Genomic DNA, 18,359 nt, shown 5'->3' with positions numbered 1-18,359 from the left:
TAACCTCTTTCTCGTAACAATTATAATCTACTATAAAATTATACTCTAAGTTTAAATTTTACGCAAAATTTGTATAGAAACTCCATATGTTATACTTAAATATCTGTAAATAAATCTATAAAACTAAATTTAGAATAATCAAATAATCCCCTTGAAGTTATTTTTATCTCTGGAATTACGGGAAGTGCCATAAACCCAAGTGTTATAAATGGATCAACTTCTTTTTTAATTCCAAACTTTACTGCTAATGAATTTAATTTTATAATTTTATCTACTACCAAAGATGGATTCTCAGATGTCATAAGTCCACCTATTGGTAATTTTAAATACTCTAACAATTTACCTTCAGATACAAATACTATACCTCCATTATTGCATATAATGCTATTTACTGCTATCTCCATATCTTTATCATTGTCACCTAATACAATTATATTATGAGAATCATGGGCAATTGTCTGAGCTATAGCCGCTTTTTTGAGTCCTAGACCTTCTATGAACCCAACAGAATGTTTTCCACTGTTTTTGTGCCTCTCTATCACAGCTATCTTATTTACAACTTCTCCCTTACTTTCAACACATTCAACTAATCCTTCATTTATTTTAACTTCTCTCTTTTCTTTTTTAGTAACTAGTCCTCCTGGCTGCACATTTATTACATTTACAAATTTGCCTTTAGCCTTAATCTTAAATAATTCTTCTTTTATATAATCTACATTTACTGAAGGCTTAGCAAAAATATCTTTAAACATATGATTATCTTTATATATTTTACCATCCTTAATTACATTTTTAATCTTCAATTTTTTCATATCTTCAAATATTACCAGATCAGCCTTCATACCAGGTGAAATAGCACCTCTATCCCTTAAGTTATAACAATTAGCTGCATTAAATGATGCTATCGTATATGCTTTTATAGCATCTAATCCTTCAGCTATAGCAGTTCGTATACAATTATCTATACTTCCCTCATCTACTAAATCCTCAATATGTCTGTCATCAGTACAAAACAAAAATCTGCTATAATTTTTGTCATTTACTGCAGGTAATATTTTTTTCAGATCTCTAGCTGCAGATCCTTCCCTAAGCATTACATACATCCCATTTCTCACTTTTTCTAAAGCTTCTTCATAATTGGTACATTCATGATCTGTTCTAATGTTGGCACATAAATAAGCATTAAGTTCTTTATCATTAATTTTAGGACAGTGTCCATCTAAACTTTTTCCATACTTGTTTACCATTAAAATTTTTTTCAGCATCCCTTTATTTCCTGAAGTAACTGCATTAACATCCATTACTTCTCCAAGTCCTAAAACTTGAGGATCTTCAATAAACTTTTCTAAATTATCTGCTTCAAGCACTGCACCATTATCTTCAAAATCTACTGCCGGAACACAAGACGGAAGCATAAAAAATATATCTCCATCCCCTTTTTTGCTGTTTTCCAGCATAAATTCTATACCTTTTTCTCCTAAAACGTTTGCTATCTCGTGAGGATCTGCAATAATTGTAGTAACACCTTTTTTAATAACTAAATCAGAAAATATTTCCGGAGTTACCATGGAAGATTCTATATGAACGTGAGAATCTATAAACCCTGGTGCTACAAAAAAACCATTACAATCAATTTCATGGTTTCCCTCATATTTACCCATTCCTACAATTATCCCATCATTTATTGCAATATCCTTTTTTTCAACAGTCTGAGTAAATACATTTATTATAAAAGCATCTTTCAGTACAAGTTCTGCTTTTATCCTGCCCATAGCAGCATCGATTTTATTTGTCAATTCATTCATCTACTCACTTCTCCAATCTATTAAAATGCCCTATTATGATCTTACTTCCGCAGTTTAAAAATATTGCGAAGCAAAGCTTCGCAAGTTAAGAATTAATAATGAAAAATTAATAGTGAAGGATGATTTTTAGCTATTGCAAAAAATCCACATTAACTATTAATTCTTCACTCTTAACTATTAACTAAAAAAGTTGCTTCACAATGTTTTTATATTAAGTCAAAATCTCATATGTGTAAAAGTTGAATATATAATATATATTACTCTACTCAAACGGAAGTAGTAAATACCTTAACACAAATAATACGGCAAGAACATACACTATTGGGCTAAGTTCTTTACCTCTACCAGTAGCTATTTTTACTATAGGATAAATGATCATTGCAACTGCAATACCATTTGCTATACTATAACTAAAAGCCATTAATGAAATAGCGAAGAAACATGGTAATGCTTCTGTAAAATCACCAAAATCTATATTTTTGATTACTCCCATCATTAAAGCACCTACTATAATAAGTGCTGGTGCTGTAGCCTGTGAAGGAACTACTCCAACAAGTCCTGAGAAGAATAATGAAAGAATAAATAATATACCTACGGTTACTGCTGTGAGACCGGTTCTTCCTCCTGCTGTAACACCAGATGTTGATTCAACATAGGTATTAATAGTACTTGTTCCGAAAAATGATCCTGCAGTTGTTGCTACTGCATCACAGATAAGAGCTTTCTTAAGTCTTAAAACTTTACCGTTTTCATCTACCATCCCTGCCTTTGTAGCAGTTCCAACAAGTGTTCCAATAGTATCAAAAAGATCAACCAAACAAATTGTTATAACAACCATAACAAAACTCAAAATTGCTCCTGCTATAGAAGTACCTCCTTTTGAAAAAAGGCCAGAAAAATCAAAAGCTGCAAAAGTAGGTGCAAGAGAAGGTGGTGCACTAAAGATGTGTAAATTTGCAAGAGAAGTAACTTTAAGTGGTATACCTATAAGTGTAGTTAAAACAATACCTATAAGAATGGATCCTGTAACATTTCTTGCCATAAGTACACCAATTATTAAAACTCCTATTATGGTAAGCAATGTTCCTGGTTGTGCAAAATTTCCAAACCCAACAAGTGTTGATTTATTTGAAACTATTATTCCACCACTTTTCAAACCAATAAGTGCAATAAAAAGTCCTATACCACCAGACATAGCATATTTTAAATTTTGAGGTATAGCATCAACAATTTTTTCTCGTATGGATGTAACTGTAATAATTATAAACAAAATACCTGAAGTCAGTACTGCAGTAAGAGCTTGGTGCCAATTAAAACCTAATGTCAAACATACTGTGTAAGTAAAGAATGCGTTAAGACCCATACCTGGAGCTTGAGCAAAAGGCAAATTTGCATAGAACCCCATTATAAATGTTCCAACAGCAGCAGCTAGACAAGTAGCAACAAATACCGCTGACACAATAGGATCAGAGCCTACATTAAACTTTGAAGCCGCATCTCCAACTACACCTGCTGAATTCATACCTGCTATCCTAAGGACACTTGGATTAACAAATATTATATAGGCCATAGTAATAAAAGTAGTGAATCCAGCGAGAATTTCTGTCTTTACATTTGTGTTATTGTCTTTCAACTTAAAGTATGATTCTAGAAACGAATTTTTCTGTCCATTAACTCCACTTTCCATAAATTAACCCCCATTATAAAATTATTTAAAGTTCCAAAACCTGTTAAGTTAAAGAACTTTATTTTTAATAACACTTAGGCTCCTCTATTTTTTTGCCCGCTACATATCTCTCCTTAATATTTCTGTCATCTCCAGTATAAATAAACTTTTGCAGCCTTTCTTCTATTGACAATTGTTTAAATATAGATAAACTGCTATCATCAATAACAAGAGCATCAAAGTCATATCCATTTTCAAAGCTTCCTACTTTACCAAAAAACTTTCCTCCACCTTTTGTTGCCAGATAAAATAATTCCGCAGTACTAAAAGGCTTATCTACTTTACTGCTTTGAAGCCATTTTAAATTTGATGCCTGACCACTATTTACAATTACATTTGTCATTGACAAACTATGTCCTGCAGATATATCACTTCCAAGCCCTACAGGAATACCTCTTGTTACAAACCTTCTAATAGGTGCAATTCCACTTGATAAATTACAATTTGAGCTAGGATTGTGAGCAATAAATACATTCTTTCCATTCATTAATTCAATTTCATCTTCATCTACTAAAATACAATGAGCCATAATAGTAGGTACATCACCCAATAGTCCTGCTCTGTCATATACTCTAGCGTAATTTTTACAATCTGGATGTAACTCCTTAACAAATTTGACTTCATCATTATTTTCACATAAATGTGATTGTACTGGGACATTGTACTTTTTAGCTAAGTTTCCTAAGCTTTTCAATAACTTCATACTACAGCTTGGAACAAATCTAGGTGTAATTATAGGCTTTACAAGTTCATATTTTGTACAATATTCCTTCAATATTTCTTCCGTATCATAAATTGAATCTTCTGTATTTTCTACCAAATATTCTGGTGAATTTCTGTTCATATTTACTTTTCCCACATATGCTGATAGTCCTGACTTCGCAAATAAATCCATTAAAAGTTTTGTTGAATCTTTATGAATGGTTGCAAAAACACATGACCTTGTGGTACCAAATCTCCACAAATCTCTTATTAAAGCTGAGTACACCTTTTTTGCATAGTTAGTGTCTGCATATTTTGCTTCCTCAGGAAAAGTATACTCTTGAAGCCATGGCATAAGTTCTTTGTCAAGTCCTAATCCCAAGTTTCCATATTGTGATGCATGTAAATGCAAATCAACAAATCCTGGTATTATAATTGCATCTCCATAGTCTATAACTCTTATCTTACTAAACTTTTCAGGAAGATTTTTATATACACCTTTAACGCACTTACCTTCAACTACAATATACCCATTTTCAAATACTTCAAATTTTCCAAAAGTTTTAGTAAAGATAATATTACCCTTAACAATATATATGCCTTCCATTAAGCTGCCCCCTTTTAAGTTATTGTAATTTTTGCATTTAAAGATTAGAAATAGAAATTTAACTAATGTGTTAATACATTATTATTAAAAATGATTGTAAATTAGAATACTGAAGAGTTAAATATGATATAATCTATGCTCAAATAAGTTAATTTGATATAGCATGCACTATAATATGTGATTGTATAGTATTGTTTTTGTTTATACTAACTAGTTAGTCCACTTTTATTATAATTCTGAATTATACTTCTGTCAATATATATTAATTTTGTAATAATATATTATAAGATTAAGTAAAAGTTATATGGTCTTCTATATCAAAAATAAACTTATACGCAGAAATTTTTTACAATGATGAAGCCCATTTAAATATTTTGAACTTATCAAAATATTTAACCGGGCTGAAGGTTGTAAAAATATTCGGAGTATAAGTTTATTTTTTGCTTTATCCGATTGCTTACCATTGCTAACACCCCCATCGCACTCTGTGAAAGCGACTATCACCAAATCAAAGATTTGGGATATCTGCTTTTCTTCAAAGTGGGGGGATAAGCACTGCTACGCACCTGGATAAGTTCTTCTAAGGTTCAGATGTAGAAAATGTATTCCTTATAAGCAAACTACACCTAAACCTAAGAATCACTTGATAGCCTTATATTTCTTTTACATTTCTATTTTATATTTTCTAATTTTGCTGTATAAAGTATTTCTCCTTATTCCAAGTGCTTCTGCTGAATGGGTTATATTTCCTTTAAATTTTTTCAACACCTTTACTAAATGTTCCCTTTCCACATAATCCAACTTTAAGCAGTCTTCGTTAATATTCACAAGTACTTCATTATTACAACTTTCTTCTGAAAAATAACCTGCAGGTACAGATTCAGTATTTATAATTAACTCCACTACATTTTCTAACTCCCTTATGTTTCCATGCCAGCTGTAGTTAATCATTTTTTGTAAATATTCTTCTGGTATAACTGGTTCTTTTTTATTTAACTTTTTTGATATAGTTTCAATAAAATATTGAATAAGAAGAGGTATATCCTTTTTTCTTTCTTTAAGTGGAGGCAAATATAAAGGCAGTACATTTAGCCTGTAATATAAATCCTTTCTAAACCTTCCACGCTCCACTTCTTTTTTTAAATCTCTGTTCGTGACAGCTATAATTCTTACATCTACAGGTATACATTTTGAACTTCCAATTCTCGTTATTACGCCTTCCTGTACAACTCTTAGAAGCTTTGTCTGCATATCAAGAGGCATTTCTCCAATTTCATCCAGCATTATAGTTCCACCATCTGCCAATTCAAATTTTCCAATGTTCCCACCTTTTTTAGCTCCTGTAAAAGCTCCTTCTTCGTATCCAAAAAGCTCTGACTCTATAAGTTGTTTAGGAATAGCACCGCAATTTAAAGCTATGAAAGGCCCATCTACTCTACTACTGTAATTATGAATGGATTGTGCAAATACCTCTTTTCCTGTACCGCTTTCTCCCATTATAAGTATAGTTGATTTACTATCTGAAATCTTTTTTGCATATTCTATTATTCTCATAAAGCTTTCATCTTGACCAATTATTTTATCAAAAGTATAGTAAGCCTGTCCGTCATTTCTTTTCTTTGCCATTTTGATTTTTTCAAAAACATATACTATCTCAATGTTATCATCTTCACAGTTATATATAGAACTGGTAGTTAGTTGATATTGAGTTTTGTTTCTCACAGCCACTATGTTTGTTTCTTTTGACGTACTTTGGCCTAAATATATAGATGTCTTTATATCATTCCAGTTTTCTATAATATCTTCCATCTTATCTGCTTCTAACTTGTTACTTCTTATCCCAAACATATCTTGTGCTTTTTTGTTGCAAATTTTTATTTTACCATTTATATCAGAAGTTATTATAGCAACAGGGCTAGAATTAAATATATTTTTTATATGCTTGTAATTCATATTTTGAATCTTATTGCATTCTTTTACTTTAAGCATTTCTTCTATGGCATTTGACGCTGCTATAACCATCCCAAGGGTATGAGAATGTACAAATTCAGCATACCCAGTAAGATTCAATACACCTATAAGTCTTCCTTTACTATCTTTTATAGGTGCTGCAGAACACGTCCATTTGTGGTATGCTCTAATGAAATGATCATCTCCAGAAATTTGAACTGGCATTTTAGTGCTTATAACCATACTCATAGAGTTAGTTCCAATGTTTTCTTCATTCATAAAAGCCCCTGGTACCATTTTTAAAGAAAAAGCTTTCGAAAGTATTTTTTCGTCTCCCAATGCATTTAATATACATCCTTCTCCATCAGTAAGTAATACAAAGAAATCGAAACCCTTTACAAAATTAATTAGCTGCTCCATATAAGGTGCCGCGGTCAATATTAAATTTCTGTTAGCTGCAAATTTTTTCTGTAATTCATTATCATATAATATTTTTTTACTAAAAACCTGGTGTGAATCAATACCAAACTTTTTACATCTTTCATGCGAAAGTTCTACATCCGTTTTATATACAGCTTCATTATCTAATTTAGAAGTAACTGTGTTCACTACAATCCCCCCCATTATAATAACAATTTCCAATTCCACTTCCCATTATTAAAGGAAAGCTCGTTTATACACCCATAGGGTTGATTTATTTTAAATATGTCCTGCATAGATATTGATAAAATATTCTTTAGTATGACTCTATTAACTCCTGCATGGGCAATTATAATTATATTACCACTACTACTGTTTATAATAGATTTAAAAACAGGGATAACTCTTTTCTCAAGATTTTTAAAGCTTTCTCCCCCTGTTGGTACAAAACCTCCTATATCTTCTCCTCTACTTTTAAACTGCTCCGGTAAAGAACTCTTAATAAAACTAAAAGTTTTTCCTTCCCATTCCCCCATATTTATTTCCATTAATTCATTTACTATAATCTTTTCTATATTTCTACCTTCTAAAATTATATGTGCTGTCTCAACACATCTTTTTAGGGGACTTAAATATACTTTCTCTATGTCTATTTTTTCAAAAAACTTTTTTAGCTTTAGTACTTGTACAGTACCTTCTTCATTTAAAGATATATCTGTAATTCCTATGTAACGTTTCTCACTGCCTACATTTATTTTACCATGTCTTATTAAATATATTTTTCTACTCATAACTAAAATCTTTCCCCAATACACTTTTTATCTTTTTTTCAATTTTTCTGGCTTCCCCAAACCTCTTCCTCACTTTGTTTAATGCTTCAGGATTATTTGAAAATTTTGAAGAATATTCAGAAAATCTTTTTTCTAATCCTACTAATTCATCTTCCTGAACAACTTTATCTGCCAAATACAGTAGTTCTCCTTCTGTAATATTATCTTCTTCATTTACCTCTATATCCATATGAGTTGCTATTATTTTTCCTACATTTGGGTAACCCAAGCCACTTAATATTTTCTCCCCTTCTTTAGCATGATTTTTTTCTTTTCTAGCCAAATCATGCAAAAGTCCTGCAGCTAACATTATATCTTTATTGAAATTATATTCTTTACTATTTAATTTATTTAAAATATTTAGAGCTATTTCTGATACTTTATCACTATGTCTCCTTATATTACAAGGTACACCATATAAGTTTAAAATGCAATAACATTCTTCCACATTAGGTGCTCCTAAATAAAAATATTCAAGTAATTTTTTATAGTCTTCTTTAATATCCATATCCATCAATATGCCTTGGTCTGGAACCGAAATTCTTATAGCATCATTGTCAAACTTTTGAAGTATTCTCTTTAGTCCCCCTTCACCATCACTTTTCATTATTTCTGATCTATACTTACAATCTATAAAGGGAGGATGCCCTGATTTTCCATTAAACTTGGGATATATAATACCCTTACCACACTCCATATATTTATCTTTTAACATATTTACAGTATGTGTTTTTATGAGAGGTATATCTACAGGATTCATAAAAAAGCCCTTTACATCCTCTTGCAATACTTCCATGCCCTTTACTATAGAAGAAAACATGCCCTTTGAATAATCTTCATTTTTTATCCACTTAACTCCTAAATTTTTAATTACATCTATTACTTCATTTTGTCTGTGGCCTACTATTACTACAATATCATCAATTTTTGAAGCCTTAAAAGTATTTATTATCATTTCCACTGCAGTACATTCTCCAAATTTCAAAAGTGGTTTAAAGTCTCCCATCCTCGAGGAATATCCTGCTGAAATAATAATGGCCCCTAATTTATCTTTTTCCATTAAAAGTCTCCCTTTTTACTTTTATTAGTTCTGCCACAATACTTATTGCTATTTCTTCAGGAGTTTGTGCATATATAGAAACACCTATAGGACTATGTACCCTTTTTAAATCTTCCTCTGTATATCCTTCATCCAAAAGACTCTCATAAACCAACTTCCTTTTGACCTTGCTTCCTATCATCCCTATATACTTTGCATTAGTCTTAAGCATCTGTCCTAATACTTCCTTGTCATAAGCATGGCCTCTTGTAACTATTACTATATAACTATTACTATCTACTTTTATATATTTAAGAATATTTTCAAAAGAAGGAATTGCTTTTACTTCTTCTACATCTTTAAACCTTTCTTTATTTGCAAATTCCTGTCTATCATCTATAACAACAATGTTAAAATCCAGACTTTTAGCCACTTCTGCAATTTTTTGTGCTACATGTCCTGCACCTATTACATATATGGTTTGAGTATTTAAAACAGGCTCTATTAAATAATGTTCCTCTTTCAGATCAGTATACTGCATAGTAACATTTTTAAAATTTTCTTTTATCTTTCTAATTATGTACTGAATCTTTTCATCTTCTTTTCCATAAAATGATGCTTCACTACAAATCCATTTATCTGTGCCTTTTATGCTTTTTCCTTCTTCAGGTATTCTAGTTATAATAGCAAAATTATCACCTTTTCTCTTCAGCTTCTGCACATTTTTATACATTTCCACCATGTCACTGTCTTTATAATCTACATATTCCAGAAGCAATTTAAGATCTCCACCGCAGGCAGCACCTAAAGCCTCTGCACCTTCATTTGTAAGTGAACAATTTTTAATTATATAAGCCCCATTTTCAAATATCCTTGAAGATAATTTTATGGCCAATGCCTCAAATATACCTCCACCTATAGTTCCTATAATAGAAAAATCCCTTTTTATAATCATCTTGGTCCCCTCTTCTCTAGGTGCAGATCCAGACTTTTCTAGAATAGTGGCCAAAACAAAATCTTCTTTTTTATCTAGAAGATTATTTATCACCTCATATATATCTTCCACATTTATCCCCTCCATCTATAATCATATATTTTTCGCTTTACCATACTATTTTTTACTTCTATACTTTTTTTCATATACTTTAATACAATTTCTAAAGTTCCATCAATTAATGCTTCCCTTACTGATGGAATTTTTTCTATGCTATTTTTAATATGGCCTCTTATTTTACAAAAATCCTCCTCCTTTTTTACAGCAATATCTATATAGAGAATATTTTTCTTTTCAATATAAACATTATAATTTATTACCTCTTCAAAAGACAAGATTATTTCATCCAAATCTCTCATAGATAGGAATTTATTTTTACCTATTACAATTTTATTTTCCATCCTTCCATGAACTCTTTCCATAGTCTTTAAAAAAGTACCACAGGCGCACAAACCTGCTTTAAAACACCCTATATCACCTGTTTTATATCTTATTAAAGGCATTCCTTCTCTTGTAAGAGTTGTAAATACTATCTCACCATACTCTCCATCTTTTACTACCTTGCCTGTACGTGGATTTATTACTTCAAAATACAGATCATTTTCTCTCATATGGTAACCACTTAAAGCCTCACATTCTACTCCTCCTCCATACCCCATTTCCGTCATACCATAGTGTGTAAAAACTTTACAGCTAAATTTATGTGTGATTTCTCTTATTAATGTTTCTGGCACATAATCAGCACTCAGAAGAATTTTTTTTATGTTGGCTTTAAATGTTTCAGATTCCACTCTGGAAAAATACAGTACCTGCAGTGGAATCCCTACTATACAATCTATACCTTTTTCCTTTATAAATTCTGCAGTATCCTTAGGATTTACAAGTACACCTTGAACATAACATGTTATGTCTATATCCTTTAACGCTTTTTTTAGCAAATCTCCTATACTGCCATGACTATTTCCTGGTAAAAGCACCAATACCCTGTCATTTTTATTTACAATACACTGCATACCATATTTAAAAAATTCTACAGTAAGATCTAAGTCCTTTTCCGTAAAATATATTCTTTTTTCTTCTCCACTTGTTCCCGAAGTTCTTAACGTTACTATCCTCACAATATCTCTTTGAGGTACACATAAAAAATTATTTGAGTTTTCTTTTATATGTTCTGGCAGCGTAAAAGGAATTTTTTCAAAATCTTCAAGGGACTTTATATCATTTTCCTCAACATTTTTCAAATATTCCTTATAAAATTTACTATATTTTTTCCCATAGTCTATAATTTTTCTTATTTTATTTAACTGATAATTTTCTAAAGATTCCCTACTTTTTTCCTTTATCTCCGTTTTATCCACTATCCATGATTCAAGTGGTGTCAGCTTCATTTTGCCCTCTCCCCTTTAATTTTACAATTTCTGTAAATCCGCATTTCAAATATCTTGAAAAGCCATGGTAGATATACTAAAAGAATAGCTATTTATATTGTACAATATTTTATCCCAACTGTTAATTTTACTAATCATCCCTATTTCCAAATTCATAACCATTACAGCACTTCATCATTTATCTTCCAGTCCCTTTTCTACTTCCTTCATTTTTCCTAATGCAAGTTTCTCATCTATAATTACCATTTTACACTTAGGACACTGCATGAGTTCAACTTCAAAATTTCCTCCAAGATATAGTACCTTTACCTGTCTAAGTTCTAATTCTTTATTACATTTGTCACAAATCCATGGAGTTTTCTCTTCCTTATCAATATTCATAGCTATTCCTCCACCACTTCCATCCTATGGCTGTAAACATCTTTAACAAAAATTTCATTTTCACTTTTTTCATATTCTACCCAATAGGTAACACTTCCAATCCTAAGTCTGCATAAATAATGAGAATTTTTAGGATTAAAAAATCTCTCTTTATTTTTTTGTGCATTATCTACTGCTTTTTCTATATCTTCAACCAAAATCAGTCTTTCTTCCATTTGATTTTGGACATTGTCTGGTATATTTAATTTAAATCCATAATCCTTCTTAAAATCATTTATTTCCTCATTCCATATTTCTTTTAAAAGTTTCTTTTTAACAAGTGCCCTATTTTCATGCCGCTTTGAAAGACTCGGAACTTTTCTCAGTCCAGCTTCTTCTAAATTACTGCTATAAATTAAATCTAAGATATGAAAAGTTTTTTTACCTTCATCTATAAATAGATCCTTGCACATTGCACAGTAAACTAAATAATCCAGATTACTTTCACCTATCCTATCTTTTGCAAATTGCCTGGACTGCTCTCTATTTGCGAAGTATACTAACCCACCATAACCACAACACTTAGTTTTTTCTTTTGAAAACTTGAGTTCTTTTATTTTATATCCCAATTTATCTGCTATATTTCTTATACTTTCATGAATCTCTTTATTATGCCTAGTTGAACATGCATCTTGTACAGCTAACACTTTTTTTTCATCTGTTCTATTGTTTGCTGGAACACCATATTTATCCATAACTTCCCACAGAGAAATAAGTTTAATATCCGGTATATACTTTTTAAAGGTTCTATAACAACTTGAGCAGGCTAAAATAAAAGTTGGCTTTCCTGCTTTCTCCCACTTGTCTTTCATATCCTCCATATTCTTCTTCACTAAATCCTGCCTTCCAGCCCAATCTGCTGGTGCACCGCAGCAGCCTAGCATTATACCAACTCCATCTTTAATATTGTCCATGAGATATTTATATACCTCAGGTATATATTCAGGAGAAGAAGCAGGCAGCTGACATCCCGGGTAAAACATATACTTCACCTTTTCATATCCCGGCTGATTTTTTACCATAGAAAAATGCTTACTATTGCTAAATTCCATATCTCTAAGTCCAAAATCATGAGCTGACACAGGCATTTTCCCTCTTTCTACCATACTTTCACGGGTCTCTTGTATTACATCTTTCATATCCAAATTGGAAGGACAAACTTCACCACAAAGTCCGCAAAGAGTACATGAATTAATCATTTCATTTGCATAATGATCTCCTAGTACTATGTTTTCATTGTGATTTATCTGCCTTATATATTTTCTAGGTTCAGTATTATACCTTCTTAAATGTGGACAATTTCTAGCACATTGTGAACATTCACATTTCAAACATCTTTGTGCTTCTTCTATTGCCTCCTTTTCATTATATACAGAAGAAGTCCTTTTAATAGGTTCTACAGTTTCTATATCATCTAATTCAAGTTTTAAAGGAGTATCATAAGCACCTTCATTTTCTCTAGCTGCTGTAAGAGAAGTTTTTTGAAGGTATCTGTCAATGGATGTAGCTGCCCTTCTTCCAGAGCTTGTGGAAAGTATAACTGAATCGTTTTTGTTTACAACTCTTCCCCCTGCAAACAAAGAACTATCCTTCACCTGGAAAGTTTGTGGATTTACTTTTAAATCTTTTTTCCAAGTTCCTGTCCCCATATAAACTGCATCATAGGTATTGAGTATATCCTCCAATTTTTTTTCATCTACAAATTCATTGAACTTAATTGTTATATCGTCTTTATTCATTATTTCTAGTTCTTCTTCTATTATTTGCTTTGAAAGTTGTTCCCCCTCAAAGTCCCATAATCTGCCACCTATTTTATCACTTTTTTCGTAGACAGTAATTTGGTATCCTTTTCTATCCAAGTCGAAAGCAGCAACAATACCACTTATACCTGCACCTATTACTGCAACCTTTTTCCCATTTTTAGGTATAGGAATAGACCTTTTGGGGGAAGAAAAACCTAACTCTATTGCTGCCCTTTCAAGCTCATGTATATTTATGCCTCCACCTAATTTATTTCTAGGACATACGCCCTTGCAAGGCTCATCACATATGCTTCCTACTATTCTTGCAAAAGGAACTTTCTTAGACATAATTTTATAAGCTTTTTTAAAGTCTCCCTTTTGTATTTCTTCAATAAAAGCTTTCACATCCATGTGTAAAGGACACCCTGCTATACAGGCTGAAGGTTTGTCTCCAATACATGACTCTCTTCTATTCAGTAGTTTATTTAAATCCATAGAACTTCTCACCTTCCTTTATCGATTATTAACTCAACTTTTGCACAAATAAAATTGTGACCTAATATAAAAATATTGCATCGCAATATTTTTGAGAGGACAGAGGACAATTGACAGTGGACAGTGAAGAAGGACTTTTCTCCGCTGCACTACGAAAAATCTTCAATTTAAAAGAAATTTATGTTCTTTTGTTTTTCATGGGTACTCTTTTAGTAAGCAATTATCTAAAAATCATAGATTTTAGATACCTACTTAAGTGATGTTTTGCTAAAGCAAAACATCACTTAAAAATAAATTAGTTTTCTGACGTAAGGAGGAAAACTTACCTTCATTGTCCTCTGTCAACTCTCAACTCAAAAAGCTTTGCTTCGCAAAGTTTTTAAACTGCAAAAGTTGAGTTAATTATCTATAACAAAAGGGAATCAGAAACTTTAAAAAAACACTTTAATATAAAAATAAAATGTAGAAATTGTCTGCTTCTGATTCCTTTATAGAGATATACCTAATATACGTTATCTCTTATTTCTTAAGTGCTGCTAAAACTTTTTCAGGCAAAGCTGGTAATTTAGTAATACGAGCTCCACAAGCATTATATATTGCATTAATTATTGCTGCATGTGGTGCTGAAAGCGGCATTTCTCCAGCTCCTGCTGCTCCGTAAGGGCCATTTGGTCTTGGTGTTTCCTGATGAATAAGTGTTATATTGTCTGGAACATCTTTTATTTGAGGTATTCCACAAGCTGTAAGTGTAACATGTTTCTTTAAATCTTCAAAATCTTCACTTAAAGCGAGTCCTATACCTTGAACTAATCCACCATAAAGCTGTCCTTCAATTACTATTTTATTTACTATAGTACCGCAATCTGAAACCATAGTAAGATTTTCAACTTTAGTCTTTCCTGTATTAACATCGACTTCTACTTCTGCCATAAGTACACCATACATATATACAGGGAATGGATTTCCTTGGCCTGTTTCTACATCACAAGCGGTACATGGTGCAGTCCACTCTCCATCATATTTTACTGGAAGACCTTGAGCTACCATCTCATCATAAGTTCTATAAGTCCCATCTTCTTTTTTCAAAGCGTTTACTAAGTTTTCACAGGCAACTCTTGTAGCATTACCAGTTAAAACGTTAGAACGGCTTCCACCTGCAGGACCACTATCTGGTGTAAATTTCATATCATTCATAACAAGCTTAATTTGTTCAGGTTTTATTCCTAAAGGTTTTAAAGTTTCATGAGCAATTGTGAGTGTTCCCATATCAGCACCTTGGCCGTGATCTTCCCAGGAGTTTGCTACAGTAACACCTTCTGGAGTAATTTCAGCCCAAGCTCTTGATGTATCTGGACCGTCTAGGCCGCATCCATATATGAGAAGTGAAACTCCCACACCATATTTTTTATCTCCAGAACTAGCATTATTTTTATCCTTAACTCTCTTTTTTGCTTCATTATAAAATGGTCTTAATTTATCTATTGCCTGAGGCAGACAAATTACATCTGGAGGACATCCATTTGGGGTCGTATCTCCTTCTCTATAAACATTCTTATATCTAAATTCTAGAGGATCCATTCCAACCTTCTCAGCTAACTCATCAACTGCTACTTCTGATGCAAATAGGGCTTGAGGAGATCCATATCCTCTAAATGCAGAACCCCAAGCATGGTTTGTAGCTACGGTACGACCTGCACCTCTTATATTTGGGACATTATATCCAGCACCTATAAATTGAGTTCCTCTCATTGTCAAAAGGTCTCCAAATTCAGAATATGGGCCGTGATCTACACTCCAGTCTGATTCCATTGCCTTTATCTTTCCATCTTTATCTGCACCATATTTAACATGCATGAAGAATGGAGATCTCTTTCCTGTATAAGTTATTTGCTGATACATATTGAATTCAAGGTATACAGGTCTTTTAGTTACCATAGCAGCTACTCCAAGAAGACCTTCCATTGTTGGACTAAATTTGTAACCAAATGTACCTCCTGTAGGATTTTGAACTATTTTAAGTTTTTCCAGTGGTATTCCTATCCCATCTGCAACCATTGCTGCATGTATGTGTATACCAACACTCTTTGAATGTACCATCAAGTCCCCATCATCATCAAAATATGCAAATCCAACGTCTGGTTCAAGTGGTAAATGTGGTTGTCTTCCAACATAAAAATCATCTTCAACAACGTAAGGAAGAGAATCCATTAAAGGTGCCGTATCTCCACCTTTCTTAGTACCACACTCAAAATAAATATTAGGAGTTCCTGGATGAATTTCTATAGCATCCTCTGCCATAGCAGCTGGTGCACTCATATAAGCTGGTAACTCTTCTAACTCTACTTTAACTTTTTCCACTGCTGCTTCAGCTACTGCTGGATTTTCTGCCAAAACCATAGCTATAGCATCTCCAAATTGAAAAACCTTTTTATCATTTAATATAGGTCTTTCAAGTCCATCACCTTTATTAGATGGGAAAGCCAAACCATTTATTCTATTAGTGCCTGGTACATCTTTATATGTTAATACTCTATATACTCCAGGCATTTTTTCTGCTTCTGAAGTATCTATAGATTTTATATTCGCATGGGATACCGTTGCCTGAACTAATTTAATGTGCAATGTTCCTGGTGGAAGTTCTAGTCCAAGATCTGCTCCAAATTCCCATGATCCTGTTACTTTTGCAAGGGCAGATGGACGTACTACACTTGAACCAAGTAAAGTTCCATCTTTAGGAAGTTTAGCCCATATATCTTCTTTTCTTATTTCTCCACGCATAAGTTTTGCTGCTTCCATTACAGAATCAACTATTGGTTTGTATCCCGTACATCTACATACATTTCTATGTTTTTGGAACCAATCTCTTACTTCTTCCCTAGTCGGATTTATATTTTCATCTAAAAGTGCCTTTGCAGAAACTATAAATCCAGGAGTACAGAATCCACACTGTGCAGCACCATGAACCATCCATGCTAACTGCAGTGGATGAAGATGCTCATTAGTGCCAACTCCTTCTATAGTTATAATATTTGCTTCATCAGGAACTCTTTTAATTTTGGTTATACAAGCTCTTACAACCTTTCCATCCAAAATTATAGAGCAGGCACCACATTCTCCTTTTCTACATCCAACTTTTGTTCCAACCAGATGTAATTGTTTTCTCAAAACATCTGCTAAAAATGCCTCAGGATCTGCTATAACAGTCCTTTTAACTCCATTAATAATTAAACTCTTTTTTAACATATTGTACCTCCTTAATTTTATATTATTAGAAGAAACATTAATTTCAATATTATTATGAGCAATAATTAATATCAATATTCAAAATGTTGAACTCACCTACGTTTTCTTTAAACTTTCTTTTTAAAATATAATTAGAGGGTTACCAACAATATATTTGTAGGTAACCCTCTCTTTTTCTTTTTTTAATGAAAAATATTACATTTGTATATTATACTTTTTTATCTTGCTGTATAAAGTATTTCTCCTTATACCAAGTGCTTCTGCCGAATGAGTTATATTCCCCTTAAACTTCTTCAATACTTTAGTTACATGTTCCTTTTCCATATAATCTAGCTTTAAACAATCATCACTAATGTCCACAAGTACCTCATTATCACAGTTTTCTTCTGTAAAGTAGCCTGCTGGTATAGATCCTGTATTTACAATTAGCTCAACCAAATTTTCTAATTCTCTTATATTTCCAGGCCAATTATAGTTAATCATTTTCTTCAAGTATTCTTCTGATATAACCGGCTCTTTTTTATTTAACTTTTGTGCTATATTCTTAACAAAATATTGAATAAGAAGAGGTATATCCTTTTTTCTTTCTCTAAGTGGAGGTAAGAATAAAGGCAGCACATTTAGCCTATAATATAGATCCTTTCTAAATCTTCCAGCTTCTACTTCTTTTTTTAAATCTCTGTTTGTGACAGCTATAATTCTTACATCTACAGGTATAGACTTTGAGCTTCCAATTCTCGTTATTACGCCTTCCTGTACAACTCTTAGAAGCTTTGTCTGCATATCAAGAGGCATTTCTCCAATTTCATCCAGCATTATAGTTCCGCCATCTGCTAACTCAAATTTTCCAAGATTGCCACCCTTTTTAGCTCCTGTAAAAGCTCCTTCTTCATATCCAAAAAGCTCTGACTCTATAAGTTGTTTAGGAATAGCCCCACAATTTAAAGCTACAAATGGCCCATCTACTCTGCTGCTGTAATTATGAATTGATTGTGCAA

12 protein-coding genes are annotated in these 18,359 nt (G+C 32.2%); all 12 read right to left on the bottom strand.

What is annotated here, in order from left to right; translation table 11 throughout:
• Positions 1-95: 95 nt before the first annotated feature.
• Positions 96-1,805, bottom strand: a complete 1,710-nt coding sequence (ade, locus tag CLRAG_RS08465; protein WP_065078033.1) for an adenine deaminase — start codon at positions 1,803-1,805, stop codon at positions 96-98.
• Positions 1,806-2,067: 262 nt separating this feature from the next.
• Entirely contained in the window at positions 2,068-3,492 is a 1,425-nt protein-coding gene (locus CLRAG_RS08460; RefSeq protein ID WP_065078032.1) for an NCS2 family permease, read from the bottom strand.
• 64 nt (positions 3,493-3,556) lie between these two features.
• Positions 3,557-4,840, bottom strand: coding sequence for a guanine deaminase (gene guaD, locus CLRAG_RS08455; protein ID WP_065078031.1), 1,284 nt, complete (start codon positions 4,838-4,840; stop codon positions 3,557-3,559).
• Between the two features lie 663 nt (positions 4,841-5,503).
• Positions 5,504-7,414, bottom strand: a complete 1,911-nt coding sequence (locus tag CLRAG_RS08450; protein ID WP_065078075.1) for a sigma-54-dependent Fis family transcriptional regulator — start codon at positions 7,412-7,414, stop codon at positions 5,504-5,506.
• Positions 7,414-8,001, bottom strand: a complete 588-nt coding sequence (cobC, locus tag CLRAG_RS08445; RefSeq protein WP_065078030.1) for an alpha-ribazole phosphatase — start codon at positions 7,999-8,001, stop codon at positions 7,414-7,416. Before cobC ends, CLRAG_RS08450 begins: the two co-directional genes overlap by 1 nt.
• Positions 7,994-9,100: a DVU_1551 family NTP transferase gene (locus CLRAG_RS08440; protein ID WP_065078029.1), complete on the bottom strand. Its 1,107-nt coding sequence runs from the start codon at positions 9,098-9,100 to the stop codon at positions 7,994-7,996. Before CLRAG_RS08440 ends, cobC begins: the two co-directional genes overlap by 8 nt.
• Positions 9,087-10,145 (bottom strand): XdhC family aldehyde oxidoreductase maturation factor, encoded by a 1,059-nt coding sequence (locus CLRAG_RS08435; RefSeq protein ID WP_065078028.1) that lies wholly within the window; start codon positions 10,143-10,145, stop codon positions 9,087-9,089. The genes CLRAG_RS08440 and CLRAG_RS08435 overlap by 14 nt, the downstream gene beginning before the upstream one ends.
• A 2-nt stretch (positions 10,146-10,147) precedes the next feature.
• Positions 10,148-11,461: a DVU_1553 family AMP-dependent CoA ligase gene (locus CLRAG_RS08430; protein ID WP_065078027.1), complete on the bottom strand. Its 1,314-nt coding sequence runs from the start codon at positions 11,459-11,461 to the stop codon at positions 10,148-10,150.
• A gap of 174 nt (positions 11,462-11,635) precedes the next feature.
• Complete coding sequence (locus CLRAG_RS08425; protein WP_065078026.1) at positions 11,636-11,842, bottom strand: DVU_1557 family redox protein; 207 nt, start codon at positions 11,840-11,842, stop codon at positions 11,636-11,638.
• Between the two features lie 2 nt (positions 11,843-11,844).
• Complete coding sequence (locus CLRAG_RS08420) at positions 11,845-14,118, bottom strand: pyridine nucleotide-disulfide oxidoreductase/dicluster-binding protein (RefSeq protein WP_065078025.1); 2,274 nt, start codon at positions 14,116-14,118, stop codon at positions 11,845-11,847.
• 519 nt (positions 14,119-14,637) lie between these two features.
• Positions 14,638-17,361, bottom strand: a complete 2,724-nt coding sequence (locus CLRAG_RS08415; protein WP_065078024.1) for a molybdopterin-dependent aldehyde oxidoreductase — start codon at positions 17,359-17,361, stop codon at positions 14,638-14,640.
• A 195-nt stretch (positions 17,362-17,556) separates the two neighbouring features.
• A partial coding sequence (locus tag CLRAG_RS08410) for a sigma-54 interaction domain-containing protein (RefSeq protein WP_167351562.1) occupies positions 17,557-18,359 on the bottom strand: 803 nt, incomplete at its 5' end.

It is taken from the genome of Clostridium ragsdalei P11 (assembly GCF_001675165.1).
Classification (GTDB): domain Bacteria; phylum Bacillota; class Clostridia; order Clostridiales; family Clostridiaceae; genus Clostridium_B; species Clostridium_B ragsdalei.
Note: the sequence above shows the minus strand (reverse complement) of the source record. Positions and strands in the feature narration are given on the sequence as shown.